This is a genomic window from Cohnella xylanilytica (genome assembly GCF_014212175.1).
In the GTDB taxonomy this organism is placed as follows: domain Bacteria; phylum Bacillota; class Bacilli; order Paenibacillales; family Paenibacillaceae; genus Cohnella; species Cohnella xylanilytica.
On sequence record NZ_JACJVR010000128.1, the window covers coordinates 24,672 to 42,171 of the forward strand.

General features: G+C 61.5%; 16 protein-coding genes. 4 read left to right on the forward strand and 12 right to left on the reverse strand.

Annotated features, from left to right (window positions below):
- Positions 1-37 precede the first annotated feature (37 nt).
- Positions 38-1,672, reverse strand: a complete 1,635-nt coding sequence (bshC, locus tag H7B90_RS28880) for a bacillithiol biosynthesis cysteine-adding enzyme BshC (protein ID WP_185139369.1) — start codon at positions 1,670-1,672, stop codon at positions 38-40.
- A gap of 139 nt (positions 1,673-1,811) precedes the next feature.
- Positions 1,812-2,393, reverse strand: coding sequence for a TetR/AcrR family transcriptional regulator (locus tag H7B90_RS28885; protein ID WP_185139370.1), 582 nt, complete (start codon positions 2,391-2,393; stop codon positions 1,812-1,814).
- 158 nt (positions 2,394-2,551) lie between these two features.
- On the opposite strand from H7B90_RS28885, the gene H7B90_RS28890 reads away from it, so the two are divergent.
- The gene (locus H7B90_RS28890) at positions 2,552-3,508 is read left to right on the forward strand and encodes a ketopantoate reductase family protein (protein WP_185139371.1); all 957 of its coding nucleotides are present in this window, start codon (positions 2,552-2,554) and stop codon (positions 3,506-3,508) included.
- A gap of 372 nt (positions 3,509-3,880) precedes the next feature.
- Here the strand turns inward: H7B90_RS28890 and H7B90_RS28895 are convergent, their stop codons facing one another.
- The 8 genes from H7B90_RS28895 to H7B90_RS28930 all read right to left on the reverse strand — a co-directional run bounded on the left by H7B90_RS28895 (position 3,881) and on the right by H7B90_RS28930 (position 12,393).
- On the reverse strand, positions 3,881-4,894 hold the full coding sequence (locus H7B90_RS28895; protein ID WP_185139372.1) for an ABC transporter ATP-binding protein: 1,014 nt from the start codon (positions 4,892-4,894) through the stop codon (positions 3,881-3,883).
- Positions 4,894-5,886 carry an ABC transporter ATP-binding protein gene (locus H7B90_RS28900; protein ID WP_185139373.1) on the reverse strand — a complete coding sequence of 331 codons (993 nt, stop codon included), beginning with the start codon at positions 5,884-5,886 and terminating at the stop codon, positions 4,894-4,896. The genes H7B90_RS28895 and H7B90_RS28900 overlap by 1 nt, the downstream gene beginning before the upstream one ends.
- A gap of 28 nt (positions 5,887-5,914) precedes the next feature.
- Positions 5,915-6,808, reverse strand: coding sequence for an ABC transporter permease (locus H7B90_RS28905; protein ID WP_185139444.1), 894 nt, complete (start codon positions 6,806-6,808; stop codon positions 5,915-5,917).
- A 35-nt stretch (positions 6,809-6,843) separates the two neighbouring features.
- The gene (locus H7B90_RS28910; protein WP_185139374.1) at positions 6,844-7,779 is read right to left on the reverse strand and encodes an ABC transporter permease; all 936 of its coding nucleotides are present in this window, start codon (positions 7,777-7,779) and stop codon (positions 6,844-6,846) included.
- 101 nt (positions 7,780-7,880) lie between these two features.
- A complete protein-coding gene (locus H7B90_RS28915) occupies positions 7,881-9,524 on the reverse strand; it encodes a peptide ABC transporter substrate-binding protein (protein WP_185139375.1) in 1,644 nt (547 codons plus the stop codon).
- 631 nt (positions 9,525-10,155) lie between these two features.
- Positions 10,156-10,554: a DUF3397 domain-containing protein gene (locus tag H7B90_RS28920; protein WP_185139376.1), complete on the reverse strand. Its 399-nt coding sequence runs from the start codon at positions 10,552-10,554 to the stop codon at positions 10,156-10,158.
- A gap of 12 nt (positions 10,555-10,566) precedes the next feature.
- Positions 10,567-11,622, reverse strand: a complete 1,056-nt coding sequence (locus H7B90_RS28925) for a ketopantoate reductase family protein (RefSeq protein ID WP_185139377.1) — start codon at positions 11,620-11,622, stop codon at positions 10,567-10,569.
- Positions 11,623-11,748: 126 nt separating this feature from the next.
- Positions 11,749-12,393 (reverse strand): RsfA family transcriptional regulator, encoded by a 645-nt coding sequence (locus H7B90_RS28930; protein WP_185139378.1) that lies wholly within the window; start codon positions 12,391-12,393, stop codon positions 11,749-11,751.
- Between the two features lie 302 nt (positions 12,394-12,695).
- On the opposite strand from H7B90_RS28930, the gene H7B90_RS28935 reads away from it, so the two are divergent.
- Positions 12,696-12,932, forward strand: a complete 237-nt coding sequence (locus tag H7B90_RS28935) for a DUF2626 family protein (RefSeq protein WP_185139379.1) — start codon at positions 12,696-12,698, stop codon at positions 12,930-12,932.
- An 81-nt stretch (positions 12,933-13,013) separates the two neighbouring features.
- Here the strand turns inward: H7B90_RS28935 and H7B90_RS28940 are convergent, their stop codons facing one another.
- Positions 13,014-14,234, reverse strand: coding sequence for a class I SAM-dependent methyltransferase (locus H7B90_RS28940; RefSeq protein WP_185139380.1), 1,221 nt, complete (start codon positions 14,232-14,234; stop codon positions 13,014-13,016).
- A 124-nt stretch (positions 14,235-14,358) separates the two neighbouring features.
- On the opposite strand from H7B90_RS28940, the gene H7B90_RS28945 reads away from it, so the two are divergent.
- Positions 14,359-15,465 carry a coiled-coil domain-containing protein gene (locus tag H7B90_RS28945; RefSeq protein ID WP_185139381.1) on the forward strand — a complete coding sequence of 369 codons (1,107 nt, stop codon included), beginning with the start codon at positions 14,359-14,361 and terminating at the stop codon, positions 15,463-15,465.
- Here H7B90_RS28945 and H7B90_RS28950 read toward each other — a convergent pair.
- Positions 15,436-16,758 (reverse strand): extracellular solute-binding protein, encoded by a 1,323-nt coding sequence (locus tag H7B90_RS28950; protein WP_185139382.1) that lies wholly within the window; start codon positions 16,756-16,758, stop codon positions 15,436-15,438. The two genes, H7B90_RS28945 and H7B90_RS28950, sit on opposite strands and share 30 nt — an antisense overlap.
- A gap of 147 nt (positions 16,759-16,905) precedes the next feature.
- Here H7B90_RS28950 and H7B90_RS28955 point away from each other — a divergent pair, with 147 nt between their 5' ends.
- A complete protein-coding gene (locus tag H7B90_RS28955) occupies positions 16,906-17,397 on the forward strand; it encodes a hypothetical protein (protein WP_185139383.1) in 492 nt (163 codons plus the stop codon).
- Positions 17,398-17,500 lie beyond the last annotated feature (103 nt).

Sequence of the window (17,500 nt, forward strand, 5' to 3'; positions counted from 1 at the left end):
CCTCCTGGTTGAGATGCGTATCCATAAGCGCAAAAGATCAAGGCGCGACCAGGCGATGGCCCCCGGCCGCGTCGTAAGGCACTTCCCGCCACAGCCGGAGCCAATCCGGGCCGTACCGGTTCAAGTAATGGACGATCCCGAGCACCCGCTCCTGCGGCTTGCCCTGCGGCCATAACGAGCACCGCATCCGGTCCCATTGGCGAAGCGACGCCTCGTGCTTCTTGGCGAGCGCGTCGACCGCCCGGTTCTCCAGGTAGGCGATCTGCTCCAGAATGCGGTCGCGGTTGCCCTCTCCCAGCTTCGCGAGGCCGGGCTGCATGGCGGCGACGGTGTCCAGCACCGGCGCGTACAGCTCGAGGAACCGCTCGCGGGCCTCCCGGAACCTCTCCTCGAGCCGCCAATCGTCCTGGCTCTCGAGCCATTCGGCCTTTAATCTCTCGCCGTCCGAGATGATCTGTTCGACGGTCGCTCCGTACTTCTCCAGCAGGCTCGAGACGCCGGCTTCCAGGAAGGTGAACGACTGTCTCGGGACGACGATCGGCATCGCCATCCCGAACATTCGGAAGGCCGGACCGAGCCCGCTCCAATAGGCGATCTCGGCGTGCCCGAGCACGGTGGCCAGCACCGGCAGGACGTAATCCTGCATAAGCGGCCGGGTCAGCGCGTTGTTGCTGAGCGCTTCCGGCGACCGGTCGGCGAGCCTGAGCAGCTCCTCTTCGCTCAGCGCGGCCTCCTCCTTGCGGTCGATGTAGCGCCCGTCCTTGCGGAACAGGAGCAGTCGGCCCGCGTCGTGATGGAGGAACAGGTTGGCGCAGCCTTCGGCCGATTCGGCCTGCAGCGGGAATCCGAGCTCGCGAACGAGCGCTTCCCCTTCCCGCAGGCGCGATTCCAGCTCTTCGTTCCGCTCGATCAGCTTGCGGAAGAACTCTCCTTCCAGCGCCCGAATCCCGGGATCGTCGGAGTCGAGCAGCACGAGGCCTTCCGGCCCGAACCACTCGGCCATCAGCCGGGCGAACGAGACCGTCAAGGTCGGGGCGTCCTCGGCGTAGCTCCGGATGCGGTCCAGCAGCTTCGGCTTGAATTCCGTATCCGGCAGCGATGCGGACAGCTCCTCGATCGCCGCCGTCCATTGCTCGGCCGTCAGTCCGGTGCGGCTGACGGAGCGGCGCGGGCCGGCGGGGCGGTCCATCTTCACCTTCTTGACGTCCGCTCCGTCCAGCGACGAGACGTGAACGTGATTCGCTTCTTCGAAGTCGTGGTCCTCTCCCGCGATCCAGAAGACGGGAACGACCGGCCGGCCCAGCAGGCTCTCGGCGTAACGCGCGGTCTGCACCACCGTCAGCGCCTTGTGCAGAATCATCAGCGGCCCGCCGAACAAGCCGGCCTGCTGGCCGCCGACGACGACCAGGCTGTCTTCCCGCTCCAGCCGGTCGATCGATCGCCGCGCTTCCTCGCCGGCCGGAAGCCGGTCGTGATACGCCCGGAGCGCTTCGGCGAGCCGCTTGCGGTTCGCGCGGCCCGCGGCTTCGCGGTCCAGGTACTCCGCCCGGTCTCGCCAATGCCGGGAATGGGAAGGATGGGAGCCGAACAGCTTGCACACATCCGGGTCTCCCTTCCGGTATCGTTCCGCCAGGGTCGGAGAAGACAACCCTTCTAGAGGGGTAACTATCATAAGGGCTCCTCCCGAGTAAGTTACATATCAAGGTACATATCCATGTTGATTGTACATGAACAGGCCTGTTTCGGCAAAGAGCAGAATCCGAAAATGGTTGCCTGTCGGGGCCTCGCCGCCCGAACGGATCACGCGGACGCTATTCGCGCATCCGGGAGCGCGACAGTCCGTTCATGACATAAGGACGAACCAGATCCGCAAGCAAATCGGTTCGAGTGTTTTTTTCATTTAACCAATAATACGCAGCGCCATAGATCGCCGAACCGGTCATGGCCGCCATGATCTCCGTATGCTTGCGGTCTGCCATTTGGCAAGTATCCTCTTTCAATAGGATGCTCTCGATTTTCTGCTGCAGCAATTTCTTTATTTTCGCATCCACGATCGTAGCCATCGATTTGGAATCCATTCTGCATATCCGATAGAAATCTTCGATATAGCGGTGCGTGAGCGCGATCAGTTGGTCGCATATTTCGCCTGTAAACTCACTCGCGTTCATCACTTGTTCGGGAATCATCTCGCGGATAACCTGTTCCGTGATTTCTTCCAGCAAAGAATATTTATCTTCAAAGTGGGCATAAAAGGTGGCGCGGTTTATGGTAGCTCTCTGCGCGATATCGTTTATGGTGATGGAATCGAACCCTTTCGTCCGCAACAAATCTCTGAATGCATCCTTTATTAACTGTCGCGTGCGCAAAACCCTTGGATCTTGCCGATTCGCCATATCCATCCCCCTGCTTAAACATCATTTTTCGCCATGTGTCGTCTATGCGACTATCCGCTTCATCTGCCGGTTGAAGTTCAAAGAGATTGGAACTATTATTTTATCCGACAAGCGTTGCTTAAGCAATGAATGTCAATTCGCTGAAAGGAATGATCGGAATGAACGCCGACCAAACCAGACTCTTGATCGTTGGCGCAGGCGTGATCGGCAGCTTATACGCGCTTCGCTTTGCGCAGTACGGACTGGATGTCACCATGCTGGCACGGGGAAAGAGGCTGGATGCGCTGACAAGGAGCGGACTGAGATACAACGACAACGGGACGATAAAGCAAATGCCGATCAAGACGATAGAGACGCTTGATAACGACGACATTTATGATTACATCTTCGTTCCCGTCCGATATGATCAATCCGAGTCCGCCCTGGCTGCCATCAAGAATAATAGGAGCAAAACGATTGTCACCTTGACGAACACCGTTGGATACGACACCTGGCTTGAAATCGTGGGCGACCGGCTGCTTCCGGGATTCCCGGGCGCGGGCGGAGACATCAAAGAAGACGTTCTCTACGCTCAATTCGGTACCGAAAAGCATCAAGGAACCATGTTCGGCGAAATAAACGGACGGATAAGCGAAAGAGTGAAGGAACTGGCCAAAATTATGGAAACGGCGGATTTGCATTATGAAATCCAGCGGGACATTCTAGCCTTCCATGTATCGCATGCCGCATTGGCCGTCGCGAACAGGCATTTCTATACGAACGACGGAATGGCGGATATAGAGATAGCAAGGAGCGATAGCACTCTAAGCAAGATAGCCGCGGATATTAAACATAACATTCGCCTGGTCGCGCAAGCCGGATATTCGGTCATCCCGCCCGAAACGAAAGAAATGGGAGATTGGCCCGACAGCGAGATTATGTCTTTATATCGGCGGATGCTGAGCAATGACTTTATCATTGACGTCAAGCTTGGGAACCATGCCGTCAGCCAAAAAGCGGAAATCCTGTTATTGAATGAGGCGTTCCATAAAAAAACTGTCCTGACGGGGAAAGGAGAGGAATCCGAGAGAACCGCGAGTCGCGCGCAAAAAAACTACGAATGTCCAATTCCCTAACGTAACCTATCCCGGAATATTTCGATTCGTACATGATGTACAAAAAATCATACAAATACTGCTTCAAGAAGGCGCCTCGCTTACTTGTTGTACGATAAACCATACAAATTGCGCCTGCCTTGTTTTTTTCCGAAGACGCTATTCGAAAAATCGTACAAATGAATCCGCTTGCCTGCGGCGCAGCCCTCTAAGTCGGCGAGATTGGGCTCGCCGGTCCGGTCAGACGCACGGAGCTTCTTCGCGGAAGGATTCATCCGGAGAGATGGACCCTATCATGGATAACGGAGCTTGTATGTAAATGGGGCATCCGCAGAAAAAACGGCATGGAAGCCTGCTCGCGCAGGCTTTCATACCGTTGGGCACTCTTATCGGTCAAGCGTAGTGGCAGGCAGCCCAGTGTCCGTCCTTCACTTGCCGGAACTCCGGCGCCTCCGCGGCGCACTTCTCCGTCGCGAACGGGCAGCGCGTGCGGAACGGGCACCCGCTCGGCGGGTCGATCGGGCTCGGCAGGTCGCCGGACAGCACGATCCGCTCCTTGCTCGCCTCCACCTCCGGATCCGGAATCGGAATCGCGGACAGGAGAGCCTGCGTGTACGGATGCTTCGGGTTCGCGTACAGCTCCGAGCTCTCGGCGAGCTCGACCATCTTGCCGAGGTACATGACGGCGACGCGGTCGCTGATGTGCTTGACCATCGACAGATCGTGCGCGATGAACAGGTACGTCAGCCCGAGCGACCGCTGCAGCTCCTGGAGCAGGTTGACGACCTGCGCCTGGATCGACACGTCGAGCGCCGAGATCGGCTCGTCGCAGACGATGAACTTCGGATTCGCCGCGAGCGCGCGGGCGATCCCGATGCGCTGCCGCTGGCCGCCGGAGAACTCGTGCGGGTAGCGCGAAGCGTGCTCCGAGCGCAGCCCGACCCTCTCGAGCAGCTCCTCGACCTTGCGCTTGCGCTCCTTCGAGCTGCCGGCGATGCCGTGGATGTCGAGCGGCTCGGCGATAATGTCGGCGATGCTGAACCGGGGGTTCAGCGACGCGTACGGATCCTGGAAAATCATCGCCATCTCGCGCCGCAGCGCCTTCAGATCGGCGCCCTTCAGACGGTAGATGTTCTTGCCGTTAAACCGCGTCTCGCCGGCGGTCGGCTCGTAGAGCCGCATGATCGTCCGGCCCGCCGTCGACTTGCCGCAGCCGGACTCGCCGACGACGCCCAGCGTCTCGCCCTTGCCGACCGCGAAGCTGAGGTCGTTCACGGCCTTCAGCGTCTGGCCGCCCCCGACGGGGAAGAACTTGCTGAGCCGGTCGACTTCGAGCAGCGGAGAACCGGATGCCCCGATCGGCCCGATTCCGCCTACGGACACTTTGGTTGCTGTCGTCGCGTTCATCATTGCGCCTCCTTCGCCAAAGGATGATGCAGCCAGCACTTGGCCGTCTGCCCCGCTTCGCCGACCGGCTTCAGCTCCGGATCGAGCTCGGCGCACACCTGCATCGCTTCGTCGCAGCGCGCGCAGAACGCGCAGCCCTTCGGAGGGGCGAGCAGGTCGGGCGGCGTGCCGTGGATCGGCACGAGCGGCTCGCCCTTCGGCTGGTCCAGCCTCGGCATGGAGCGAAGCAAGCCGCGCGTATACGGATGCTGCGGATTGCGGAAGATGTCCCACTTCGTCCCCGTCTCCACGACCTGGCCGCCGTACATGACGATGACCCGGTCGCACATGTCGGCCACGACGCCGAGGTCGTGCGTGATCAGAATGATCGACGTGCCGAATTTCTCCTGCAGATCCTTCATGAGCCGCAGAATCTGGGCCTGGATCGTCACGTCGAGCGCCGTCGTCGGTTCGTCGGCGATGAGCAGCGCCGGGTTGCAGGAGAGCGCGATGGCGATCATCGCGCGCTGCCTCATGCCGCCGGAGAAGTTGTGCGGATATTGGCCGAACCGGGTGTCCGGATTCGGGATGCCGACGAGCCGCAGCAGCTCGAGCGCGCGCTCGCGGGCGGCCTTGCGATCCATCCCTTGGTGCTTGATAAGGCCTTCCGTTATTTGATGGCCGATCGTCATCGTCGGGTTCAGCGAAGTCATCGGATCCTGGAAAATCATGCCGATGTCCTTCCCGCGAACCGACTCCATCTCCTGCTCGGACAGCTCCAGCAGGTTCCTGCCCATGAACTCGATCGAGCCTTGCTTCACGAACGAAGGAGGCGTCGGCAGGAGGCGCATGACGCTTTGCGCGGTGACGCTTTTGCCGGAGCCGGATTCGCCGACGATGGCGATCGCTTCTCCTTTTCTCACTTCGAAATCGACGCCCCGCACCGCCTGCACTTCCCCGCCCCGCGCCCGGAACGATACGTGAAGGTCGTTCACGCGAAGAATGGGGTCCATCTCGTCACCTCCCATGATAGAACGGATTTTATTTTTTGAGCTTCGGATCGAACGCGTCGCGAAGACCGTCGCCGAAGACGTTGAAGGCTAGCATCGTCAAGCTGATGAGCGCGGCCGGGAACAGCATCTGCCACGGGTACAGCGTCCAGCTGGCCAGCGAGTCGTTGATCATCGTCCCCCACGAAGCGGCGGGCGATTGAACGCCGAGGCCGAGGAAGCTGAGGAACGCTTCCGAGAAGATCGCCGACGGAACGGTCAGCGTCAGCGTGACGATGATCGGGCCGAGCGTGTTCGGAATGAGATGCTTGAACAGCATGCGCGCCCCGGACGCCCCCATCGAGCGGGCGGCCAGCACGTACTCCTGGTTTTTGAGCTGCAGAATCTGCCCGCGGACGATCCAGCTCATGTTGATCCAGCCCGTGACGGACAAGGCGAGAATGATCGTCCACATGCTCGGCTCCATAACGACGAGAAGAAGAATGACGACGAGCAGGTACGGAATCGAATACAGAATCTCCGACGCCTTGTTCATCGCTTCGTCCGTGCGTCCGCCGACGTAGCCCATGATGCCGCCGTAGATGACGCCGATGACGAGGTCGATGAACGCCGCGGCGAGACCGACGATAAGCGAGATTCGAGCGCCCATCCAGATCCGCGAGAACAGGTCGCGGCCGAGGTTGTCCGTGCCGAACCAGTAGTCGCCCGAAGGCGGCTCGTTCGTGCGGTCGAGATTGTTCGTGAAGTAGTCGTGCGGCGAGATTAGCGGACCGATAATGGCCATGACCGCGAGCAGCGCGAGGAACACGACGCCGGCCATCGCCAGCTTGTTCGACGCGAGGCGGCGCAGGACGTCCCGCCAGACCGGAACGCTCTCTCCGGCGATCGTCTCCGCGGGCGGACGGAACGAGAGCTTCTTGAACATCTCCTTCGTCAACGCGGCCGTTCGATTGTCCTTCATCAAGAGACCCCCTTCCGGGAACGAAGTCCGATCCGCGGATCGACCAATCCATACGCGATGTCCGTCAGGAGACGAGCCGCCATCAGAATGACCGCGTAGAACAGCGTAATGCCCATGATCAGCGTGTAATCCCGGTTCGAGACGCTGCCGACGAAGTATTGGCCGAGTCCCGGAATGCCGAAGATCTGTTCGACGATGACCGAGCCGGTCACGATGTTCGCCGTCATCGGGCCGAGATAGGTAACGACGGGCAGAATGCCGTTGCGGAGCGCATGCTTGAAAATAATAACCCGCTTGCGAAGTCCCTTCGCCTTGGCGGTCTTGATGTACTCGGCGGACAGCACCTCGAGCATCGTCGAGCGGGTCAGCCTGGCGATGTACGCGATCGGCAGCGCGGAGAGCGCGATGACCGGGAGCACGTAATCGAGCGGCTCGTTAAGGCCCGCGACGTTGAACAGTCCCATTTTCACCCCGAACACGTACTGCATCAGCGACGCGAGCACGAAGTTCGGCACGCTCACGCCGAGCACCGCGATGACCATGGAGACGCTGTCGATCAGCTTCCTGTGGTACATGGCGGCCAGAATGCCGAGCCCCACCCCGACGACGACGGACACGACGATCGCGAAGATGCCGAGCCGGAAGCTGAACCCGAACGAGTCGGCGATAATTCCCGTTACCGTCTGGTACTGGCTCTTCATCGACATGCCCAGATCCAGATGGAGAAGCTTCTTCAGGTAGATCAAATATTGCTGCCATACGGGCTTGTCCAAACCGTAGAAAGCCATCAGCTTCGCCTTGATCTCCGGCGGAACCGCCTTCTCGGCCGTGAACGGGTCGCCCGGAATGGCCTTCATGAGGAAAAACGTCGCCGTCGCCAAAATGAACAAAGACACGATGACGGAGACGACTTTACCCGTCCAGTAACGCACCACGTCATTCCACTCCTTTCTCCCCTATGCCGATTCCCGGAAGTAAAAATCGGGATATGCTTGGGACTCGCCCGACATATCCCGATGCTGGTTCATGCTAATTTTTATTCGACGGAAGCGCGCGTGTAATCGATCATGCCTTGGTAGTCCATGACGATGTTCTGCACGTTCTTCTTGACCATGTGAACGCCGGTGTAGTAGTACAGCGGCAGAATGGCCATGTTGTCCTTCATGAGGATCGTCTCGGCCTTGTTCATCAGTTGCATGCGCTCATGCTGATCGGAGGAAGCGGTCGCCTTCTTCACGAGCTCGTCGTATTCGGCGTTCTTGAAGCCGATGTCGTTGTTGCCGCTGTTCGAGGTGAACATGTCGACGAACGTCATCGGATCGTTGTAGTCCGCGGACCAGCCGGCGCGCGCGATGTCGTAGTTCAGGCTTTGGCGGTTCTTGAGGAACACCTTCCATTCCTGCGTCTCGATCTTCACTTCGACGCCCAGGTTCTTGCGCCACATGTCGGCGAGAGCTTCGGCGATCTGCTTGTGGCCGGTGCCTTCGTTGACCGTCAGCGTGACGGACGGGAACGTCGTCAGCCCCTTCTCCTTCATGCCTTGGGCCAGCGCTTCCTTGGCGGCGGCGACGTCCGGCTTCAGGAAGTCGGCATCCGAATACTCTTCGCGATAGTTCTTCTTCTCGCCCAGGATGCTCGGCGGCACGAAGCCGACGGCGGGCTGTTGGCCGCCCTTGGTGACCTTGTCGACCAGCTGCTGGCGATCGACGGCCAGGGCGAACGCCTTGCGGATGTTCGCGTTGTCGAACGGAGCCTTCTGGTTGTTGAAGTTGTAGTAGTACGTGCTCGCGATCGGCTTGATGCGGAGCTCGTCCTTGTTCGTCTGCTTCAGCTTCTCGATCTGCTCGGTCGGAATCTCGCCGGTCGGGAAGCCCGCGAAGTTCAGCTGACCGGTCTGGTACATCTGCAGCTCGGTAGCCGCGTTCTTGACCATCACGAAGTGGACCTTCTTCAGCTTCACTTCGTCCTTGGCGTAGTAGTTCTCGTTCGGCACGAGGTCGATCTCGTTGCCGTGCTTCCACGTCGTGATCTTGAACGGGCCGTTCGAGACGATCGTGTTCGCTTCGGCCGCCCAGGCCGCGTTGTCCTTGGCGGACTTGTGAACCGGGAACGTCGTCCAGAACGACGTGATGTTCAGGAAGTAAGGAGTCGGGTTCTCCAGGTCGACCTGGAGCGTGTAATCGTCGAGCGCCTTGACGCCGACTTGGGCCGGGTCGCTGACGTGGTTCGGGTTATTGGTCTTGATGTTGTAGTTCTGGGCGTTCTTCACGTAGTACAGCTGGTAAGCGTAAGGCGAAGCCGGGTTCATGTCCGGATCGAGCAGACGCTTCCAGGCATATTCGAAGTCATGCGCGGTGACCGGGTCGCCGTTGGACCACTTGGCGTCCTTGCGCAGGTGGAACGTATACGTTTTCTGATCGTCCGAGATGTCCCACTTCTCCGCGATGCCGGGAATGACCTTGCCGTCGGCGTCCTTGCGGGTGAGACCTTCGTACAGGCCGGTCAGCACCGTGAACGATACGGAATCTTGAGCCAGCGCCGGATCGAGGGTCGGAGGTTCGGAGGTCAGGTTCATGTTGAAAACTTGATCCTTGGAGGATCCTTTGTTCGAGCCGCAGCCGGCCAGAACGGTTCCCGTCGCGAGGAGCAACGCGAGAACGAGTAGCCACGATTTGCGCATGCTGAGATACCCCTTCGTCTGTATAAAATGTAGGCAATTCCGATTATATCGTCTCTGATAATTTTGGACTAGCGGTCATTTTTTCCACGTTTCCCATTCGTCCAACGCGGTTACCAACTTACAATAGGTAATACACTTTCTGTCTGTGGCGAACAGAGGCGAGCTTGGAGGAGCGAGGTCCACCAAGCTGCATCGACGGTTTGGTCAAAATAACGAGCCGCTGTATGGGTTGGAGGAGCGTTGGAGGAGGTGTTGGACGAATGTCACGCGGGCTCGAGCCGGATGGTGGCGTCGGGCGGGGAGGCGCTAACGAATCGAGCGGACGCTATTTCGTTCCGGAAGCCCCTTTTTTCCTGGCGACAGCCCCAAATAAGATCGCCTGGATTCGTTACGATCTCATAAATGGGCTCTGCGCGCGAAATAGCGATTTCGGAGTTCGTTACAGCTCGTGCGTAAAAAAAGAAGCAGCCCCCGATTCCCGGGCAGGCCGCTCCCTTCGTTCAGTCGGATGCTCCCGCGAAACATGGCTTCGCGATTCGAATGCATCCCGTCTTATTGCTTCCATCTAATATTCGCTTCTTCCTATTATTCGAGCCAAAATCCGCGTCTTCGAGACCCATGCCCCAAGCGCTCAAGCCGTAGCGCCGAACGCTCTGCGGGCCAGCTCGATCACCATCAGCAGCACGTACATGACGCTCATGACGAGGAACGACAGCCGCCAGATCGCGCGGATCAGCTTGGCCGCGTCGACCTTGCCCCTCAGCCGGTTCTGGGCGCCGCCGATCAAGCCGCCCATGATAAGCATGAACAGAAGAATGATATAAGGGCCGAACGACGTCCCCATCCGGTTCAGCAGCATCGAGACGCAGCCGAGCAGGAACGCCGTCGTGATGTCCATCGAGAGCTTGATGGCGCGGTTGCGGTCCCCGCTGCGCACGGATACGACGGCGAACACGAGCAGGAACGGGATTATCGGCACCACGGCGAGCGCCGCGTAAGCCTTGACCAAGGCATCCCAGAATGCTGCCATCTCTCCTCCTCCTTATTCGCTCGATATCGCCCGTGCCAGCGCCGCGATCTTCTCGTTCCAGGGAGCGGGCGTCCCGAGCCTCTTCGCGATCCGGACGACCGCCCCGTTAATGGCGTCGATCTCGTTCGGCCTCCCGGCCATCGCGTCCTGCAGCATGGACGAACGGTTGGCCGCCGTGCGGGCGCAGACGTCCAGCAGCTCGTCCCACAGCTCTCCGTCCGGCAGCTCCTCTTCCCGAGGAAGCCCGCAGCGCCGGAGAATGTCCGCCGTCTCCCCGTGGAGCTCCCGCATGAGGGCCAGCCTCTCGGGCGTGGCCGCCAGCTCGCCGTTGCGGACGCGAAGAAGCGCGGTGAGCGGGTTGACGACGGCGTTGATCAACAATTTCCGAAGCATGCGTTCTGCCATATTATTCGACAGCGATACGGTAAATCCTGCCTGCTGCAGTCGATTTTCGATATCGCGCATCGCATCGGGGGAGGGCATCGCGGCGTCCCGGACGGGAATCGCGTCGAATCTCGGCGCCGGCCCGAGCCAGGTGACGCCCTTCCCCGTATGGACGACCGTACGCCCGTCCGTCCGCAAGGCCCCTTCGGTCGTGACGGCCGCGGCGAGACCGATGCCGGGAAGCGCCTCCGCCAGCCGTTCGACGTGGCCGACGCCGTTGCAGAAGCAGACGAGCGCCGAGCCCGGAGCCAGGATGCGGGACAGCGCCTCCAGCAGCTCGTCCGTCAGCGCCGTCTGCTTGACGGCCAACAGCACCGTCGCCCGCCGCGGCGCTCCGCCCCGGCCGAACGGCATCGCGGCGACGGGCGCCGCCGCGGCCGCGGTCGGCTTGGCGCGGACGGCAAGCTCGGACGCGCCGGCGCGATCCGAAGCGTCGTCGCCGGAGCCGGAGCCGGCCCCCGCCGCGCCGCCTTCCGCTTCGAGAACGGCGACTCCCTCGCGCCGCAGCCGCTCCGCCTGCTCCTCGCTTCTCGTCCACAGTTCGACCGGCGTGCCCGCCGCTCCCAGCCTGCCGGCGAGCAGCAAGCCGAGCGAGCCTCCCCCCATGACGGCGATCGGGTTCATTCGCGCTCTTCCTTTCGATTCCAAGATTGCGTTCGACAATGGTTGGTTCATTTTACCACACCCGCCCCCCGGAATAGCAACGGCCACTCCCGCTGCGCGCGGGAATGGCCGTCTAGGGACTTGCCGCTATTCGATTCGCTCCAGGTTGCCGTTGGCGTCCATCTTGAAGCGCGTCTTCTCTTCGTCCGGCTCCTCCGCGAGGAAGGCGAGCCGCCGCGCCCGATCCATGATTCGGATGAGCGCCTTGTAGTCGTCGTTCACGACCCGGTAATCCGTCTGAACCTCGTTTACTTCCTTCGACAGCTTCTCGTTCGCTTCCTTCAGCTCCGCGAGCGCCTCTTCCTTCTCTTTCAATTCTTTCTCCAGAGCCCGCACTTGCCGGGTCAGATCCTGAACCGTGTTTTTCCATTGGCGCAAATACCGGATCACCGCTTCCATCGACAGCGATTCCGCCGTCACCAGGTCCGGCTTGGCCGTCTCGCCTTCGTCCGAGGACGCCAGCTTCTCCGCTTGGGCCGGAGGAATCCCTTGTTTCTTCAGATAATTGCGTTTTTGCCGTTGCTGCTTGGCGATCCCGATCGCCTCGTCGTAACGCTTGCGGACGCAGCTATTCCAGCGGAATCCGCAGGCGGCCGACGTGCGGGCGATCCGTTGCCCCACTTCCTCGAACGCAGCCAGCTGCGTGCTGCCCTCGCGAATATGGCGAAGCGTCACCTCCGCCAGAATCAAGTCGTCGTCCGGACTCCAAGCGTCCTGTCTAACAGCCGTCATGCAAGAACTCCCTCCTCGTCATTGTCACCATCGCGCCAGTTTTGGCATTTGATTTATTTCTATGCCCATGGTAGAGTTCATAGAATCTATCGGATACTTCTATGTATATCCATTTTTCGAATCGGTATACCTCGGCGGGATCGGCGCGAACGGAACGAATAAAAAGGCGAAGGTTCGGGAACATTGAACGCACGGACGAAAAGTTTGCCAATTCGTCACTTCTTCCGGTTTACACTTTGCTGGGGCTGAAGGTATAATATGCTTTAGAAAATCAGGGGATCGAGCAGAAGGGAGGATCAATCATGGCACGCATGTTCCGGGTGTTGGGCTTCTTAACGCTGTTAATCGCTCTGATGTCGTTCGCGGGCGATATGTGGGAGATGGCGTTGCTGTTCTTTATTCAGTCGGCCGTATTCTTCTTGTTCGGCTACCTGAATTTTACGGAGCGTACATATATCTTCATGTTCTGGGGTTATATGATCATCGCGTTCTTAGGCTTTACCTATTGGAGCGTATTCGAGATGGGATTGCCTTACTGATCGTTCGTTTGGGGATAAGAATCCGAAAGTCCGGAGCCGAGTCGCTCCGGACTTTTTTTATTCGGGCCGCGGGCCAACCCGCTAGCCCTTCGCGAGCACGAGCACCTTGAACAGCTCGCTCATGCCGTCGGACAAGAGCAGCTGCCGGATCGCCCGGTTCGTTCGGGCGACCGGGTGGAACAGATCGGCGAACGCGTGCTCCGCGAGCCGCTCCAGCACGCCCGCTTCGACGAGGAACCGCTTCTGCGTCCCGTACCAGAGCGCGCTCCATCCCGCCGCTTCGGCGGCCGCCCGCACGGACGTGAAATCGACGTGCGCCGTGATGTCCTGCTCGCCGGGCGCCTCGAACGGATCGCCGCTGGCGACGTGGCGGCGATAGCACAGGAGCGTGCCGGCCATCCGATGCCCGGCCGTCAGCTCCTCCGCCTCGTCGCCGTAATCGACGACCGCGACGATCGCGCGGCCGAGCTTCCCGGCCAGCGAAGCGATCCAATCGGCCGCCTCCAGGCCGATCTCGGCCGTCTGCCCTTCGCGCAGCCGGATCCCGCTTCGCGCCATCGTCTCCGCGAGGCGCGGCGTGCTCGGCTCCGCCGCGCACGGAACGGGCCGTCCCGACTCGTCGTCCCACGCGACGGCCCATTCCCGCAGCCGGCCTCCCCGGAGGACGACGCGATGGACCGGCATCGCGTCCAGCAGCTCGTTCGCGACGACGACGACCGGCCGCTCCCGCCACGGCTGCGCTTCGGCTTCCGCCGCGCTCAGGACGCGCGCCGCTCCCGCGGCGATCTCCGCCGCGAGTCGGGTCTCCGCCTCCCGGCGATGCGCGGGATCGTCGTCGACGACCGTCACGCGAACCCGCGGCCCTTCGAACGCTGCCGCTCCGGCCTCTCCCGTTCCTGTCTCTCCCGCTCCGGCGGCTTCCGCGGCCGCGTTCCAGCCGCCCAGCATCTGCTTGGCCAGCCGCCCCGTCCCGCCGCCCCAATCGACGAGCTCGACGGTCTCCGCGCGTCCGAACCGTTCGGCCGCGAGCCCGCGCGCATAAGCGCCGAGCCTCTCTCCCAGGACGTCGCCTATGTAGGAGCTCGTGTAGAAGTCCCCTTCCCGGCCGACGCGAACTTTCTCCGGGCCTCGATAATACCCGTAAGCCGGATCGTACAGGCAGATCGCCATGTAGTCGCGGAACGAAATGCAGCGCCGTTCCCGGCCGTCCATGTCGCGACCCGTCCGGCCGCCGGCGCGAATCGCCTCCCGGATAGCCCCGGCGATGCCCGGCTCCCGCGGCGAACGCTCCGAATTCGTCATCGCGTGCCACTCTCCTTCCCCGTATCGTACCGATCATATTATAATAGCTTGGAAGCATGATAGCGCGGAGCGAATCATAGACTGGATTACCGCGACGCTTGTCCGGACGGAGGGAGGAGACCCGATGACGCGCCGCCGTATATCCGCCATGGGCTGGATCGCGCTCTTGCTGCTGCTCGCCCTCTCGCGCGCCGGGGCTCTGTCGAACCCGGTCTACGCCGACCCGACGGCTTCGGGAGTGGACGAGGAGACGAGACGGCTGCTGGAGAAGAGCCTCTCGGCCGTCGAGATCGACCGCGAGATCGAGCGGATCTCCGGGCTTCGCGAAGCCACCCAGGACGAGATGGCCAAGACCGAGAAGCGGCTGGCCGAACAGGAGATCGCCATCGCCGCGCAGCGCGAGCGGGCCGGACGCGTCCTTCGTTCCTATTATATGGGCCAGAAGGACGCGATGTGGTCCGCGCTCCTGAATTCGAAGTCCATGAAGGAATTGCTGCGCACATGGGAGATGATGGACCTCGTCGTCCGCTCCGACCGCGAGACGATGGACCGATACGATAAGGAATACAAGAGCATCAAGAAGGGTTATGACACGCTGTCCCGCAACCGGACGGAGCTCGCCCGGGTCGAGAGCGACTTGCGGGCCCAGCGCGAGAGGGTTATCGCCTTGCGGAAGGAACTGGACGAGGCTCTGACCGCGAGCGGCGAAGCCGAGAAGCTGAAGCGGCTCATGGACGAGATGGAGGCCTATTGGCGCAACGTCGGCCTCTATGAAGTCAAGCAGCACTTCAACTCGCTCGCGAAGGCGATGGATAAGCTGCCGGAATGGATTCAGGAGCATCCGGATACCCTCAAGACGAGCGGGCTGAAGACGACGCTGACGATTACCGACGGGCAATTGAACGAATTCCTGAGAAGCCAGGACGAGAGGCTGAAGCAGTTCGCCATCTCCTTCGGCACGGACGTACTCAAGGTGGAGGGCAGCAACGGCGACATCCAGGTCGGCATCGAAGGGCATTATACGGTTGAGAACGAGCCGCAGAACGCGATCGTCTTCCATATCGACAAGCTCGTGTTCAACGGCTTGGAGCTGCCGGACACGACCCGGGCCGACCTCGAGAGAGAGTTCGACCTCGGCTTCTACCCTCAGCAGCTGATCAAGTACATCAAGGCGGACTCCGTCAGCCTGGAGCCCGGACGGCTAGTCGTCCGCCTGCGCATCGGCAAGTGAAGAGCGCCAACGCCTCTTCCACTCCTCCAGCGACAGGCGGCCTTCCATCCAATCCTTCCACAGCGCTCCAAGCCTCTCCAGCTGCCCGGACAATCCGGGCTCGGCGGCGAGCGGGGGCTGATTCGGGAACGAACGGACGCCGGCCGACGCCAAGTCGGGCGGATGGCCCGTCAAGCGTTCGTACAACGAGCGGTAGACGGGCAGGCGACCGGTCTCCTCGTACGTTTGCAGCTGGTTGGCCGCTTCCGTCATCTCGGCGATCCACGAACGGGCCGCCTCTTCGTGTTCCGTCCCGGAGGAGACGACGAAGCTCGTGCCGGAAGGCCAGACGAACGCGGAGTCCCAGAACGACCGGTCGACCGACAAGGCGGCCGCCGCGGAAGCCGGCAGCTCGGACAGCCCCTTCGCCGCGGCGGATTCCCGGACGACGGCCGCGGCGTACTTCCCGGCCGCGAACGCCGGCCAGAACGAGCCGTCCGGCTTCGTCAGCGACAGCCCGACCCTCTCGCCGGAGAGCAGTTCCATCGCCCGGTCGAACCCCTCGCCGTTCCAGCTCTCTTCCGTCCGGTCGAAGAGGGCGTCCTGGCGGCCTCCGGTGACGGCGCCGAGCCAGGCGAGGAAGGCCAGCGGGTCGGAGCCGTCGATGGCGAGCCACGAGGCGATCAGCCCCTTGTCCGCGAGCAGCCGGGGCAGGCTCTGCCATTGCGGCAGGCCGAGAGGCGGCGACAAGGCGGGGGCATCCGCCGCCCGGATCGCGTCCAGCACGTTGCGGTTCCATACGATCACGTAGGGATCGAAGTCTCGAGGCACTCCCCACAGGTACCCGTTCCACTTCACCTGGGAGACCAGGGCGTTGAATTGCTCGGACAACGCTTCCCCGACGAACGCCGCGTCGACGGGCAAGAGCGAGCCTTCGACGGCGAGCTCCCGCACCCGCTCGTTCGGCACGAGGAGAACGTCGGCCTCGCGCGCGTAGTCGCGCAGCTCCAAGCCCAGATCGGCCCGGTCGGGTTCGATCCGAACCCATTCTACACTGGTGTCGGGGTGACGGCTTCGCAGCGATTCCGCCTGCTCCCGCAGCAGCTCGAACCCGGGCTCGTCCGAGACGACGGCCGCCTTCAATTCGGCGGGCTCCTCCTCGGCGGGCAGCGTCGCGGCCGGAGTCGGGGCCGACGGCTCGTTCGGCGAAGCCGACGGCTCCGGCACGGCGACCGGGGCCGAAGTCCACGGGGACAGAAGCAGCGCCATCAAGCCGAGGACGATAACGACGAGCAGCGTTTTGCGACGACCCACGTGCAGCCTCCTTTCCTTCCGGACTCTAGCCGAATCCATCATCGATGGTTATCATGATAGCAGGAACGAAGAGGAATGTCGCGTCTTTTTTGTAAACGCTTCAGGCTTCTGGAATCGAATTCGCGCCCGCCACAAGGAGGAATCGCCATGATCCGAAAGCTCGCCGTCGAGATGCATTTGCCGGAAGGCAAGCGGCCGGGCTATTACGCCCAGATCGTCAAAGGAATCGCCGAACGCGTCGAATTGTTCGACCGCCGCAAGGAGCTTCTCGTTCTCGGCTCCGAGGACGATCTTCCGCCCGTCGAGGAGCTGCTTAGGCGCTATAACGCCGGCTTCGAGACGCTGGAGCTGCTGCTGCTCCCGGAGGACGGGCTTCAGCGGGAGAGCCTGTACGAGGACGTCGTCATCGAGACGATGAACGGCCGTTCGTACACGGTCTGGCCGGACGTCGCCTACTTCCGGCTGACGGCGGAAGGGCCGGAAGCGGAAGCCGCCCCGGCCCTTCTGCAACTGCAAGAGAATATGGTCGTTACCGTTCGGGAGAACGAACGGGTCTGGCACGGCGTGGAACGGAAGGAAGACGAATGGGTCGAGCGGGTCGCGAAGGCCTACGGCTGCGGCGTCGTCTGGTACGGTTAAGGCGGTTATGCGCTTCGGCCTCGTCGTCTGCGACAGCGTCGGTCGCCGCAGCTTCGGTTGCGGCAGCGCCGATTAGGCAACGCCGATTGCCATAACTTCGGTT

What these genes read in the sequence shown, in the direction of transcription:
- H7B90_RS28890 (WP_185139371.1), top strand. Translation starts at nt 2,552, where the DNA reads ATGAACGCCGACCAAACCAGACTCTTGATCGTTGGCGCAGGCGTGATC.
- H7B90_RS28955 (WP_185139383.1), top strand. Translation starts at nt 16,906, where the DNA reads ATGATCCGAAAGCTCGCCGTCGAGATGCATTTGCCGGAAGGCAAGCGG.
- H7B90_RS28945 (WP_185139381.1), top strand. Translation starts at nt 14,359, where the DNA reads ATGACGCGCCGCCGTATATCCGCCATGGGCTGGATCGCGCTCTTGCTG.
- H7B90_RS28900 (WP_185139373.1), bottom strand. Translation starts at nt 5,886, where the DNA reads ATGGACCCCATTCTTCGCGTGAACGACCTTCACGTATCGTTCCGGGCG.
- H7B90_RS28930 (WP_185139378.1), bottom strand. Translation starts at nt 12,393, where the DNA reads ATGACGGCTGTTAGACAGGACGCTTGGAGTCCGGACGACGACTTGATT.
- H7B90_RS28935 (WP_185139379.1), top strand. Translation starts at nt 12,696, where the DNA reads ATGGCACGCATGTTCCGGGTGTTGGGCTTCTTAACGCTGTTAATCGCT.
- H7B90_RS28925 (WP_185139377.1), bottom strand. Translation starts at nt 11,622, where the DNA reads ATGAACCCGATCGCCGTCATGGGGGGAGGCTCGCTCGGCTTGCTGCTC.
- H7B90_RS28915 (WP_185139375.1), bottom strand. Translation starts at nt 9,524, where the DNA reads ATGCGCAAATCGTGGCTACTCGTTCTCGCGTTGCTCCTCGCGACGGGA.
- H7B90_RS28895 (WP_185139372.1), bottom strand. Translation starts at nt 4,894, where the DNA reads ATGAACGCGACGACAGCAACCAAAGTGTCCGTAGGCGGAATCGGGCCG.
- H7B90_RS28920 (WP_185139376.1), bottom strand. Translation starts at nt 10,554, where the DNA reads ATGGCAGCATTCTGGGATGCCTTGGTCAAGGCTTACGCGGCGCTCGCC.
- bshC (WP_185139369.1), bottom strand. Translation starts at nt 1,672, where the DNA reads ATGATAGTTACCCCTCTAGAAGGGTTGTCTTCTCCGACCCTGGCGGAA.
- H7B90_RS28905 (WP_185139444.1), bottom strand. Translation starts at nt 6,808, where the DNA reads ATGTTCAAGAAGCTCTCGTTCCGTCCGCCCGCGGAGACGATCGCCGGA.
- H7B90_RS28885 (WP_185139370.1), bottom strand. Translation starts at nt 2,393, where the DNA reads ATGGCGAATCGGCAAGATCCAAGGGTTTTGCGCACGCGACAGTTAATA.
- H7B90_RS28940 (WP_185139380.1), bottom strand. Translation starts at nt 14,234, where the DNA reads ATGACGAATTCGGAGCGTTCGCCGCGGGAGCCGGGCATCGCCGGGGCT.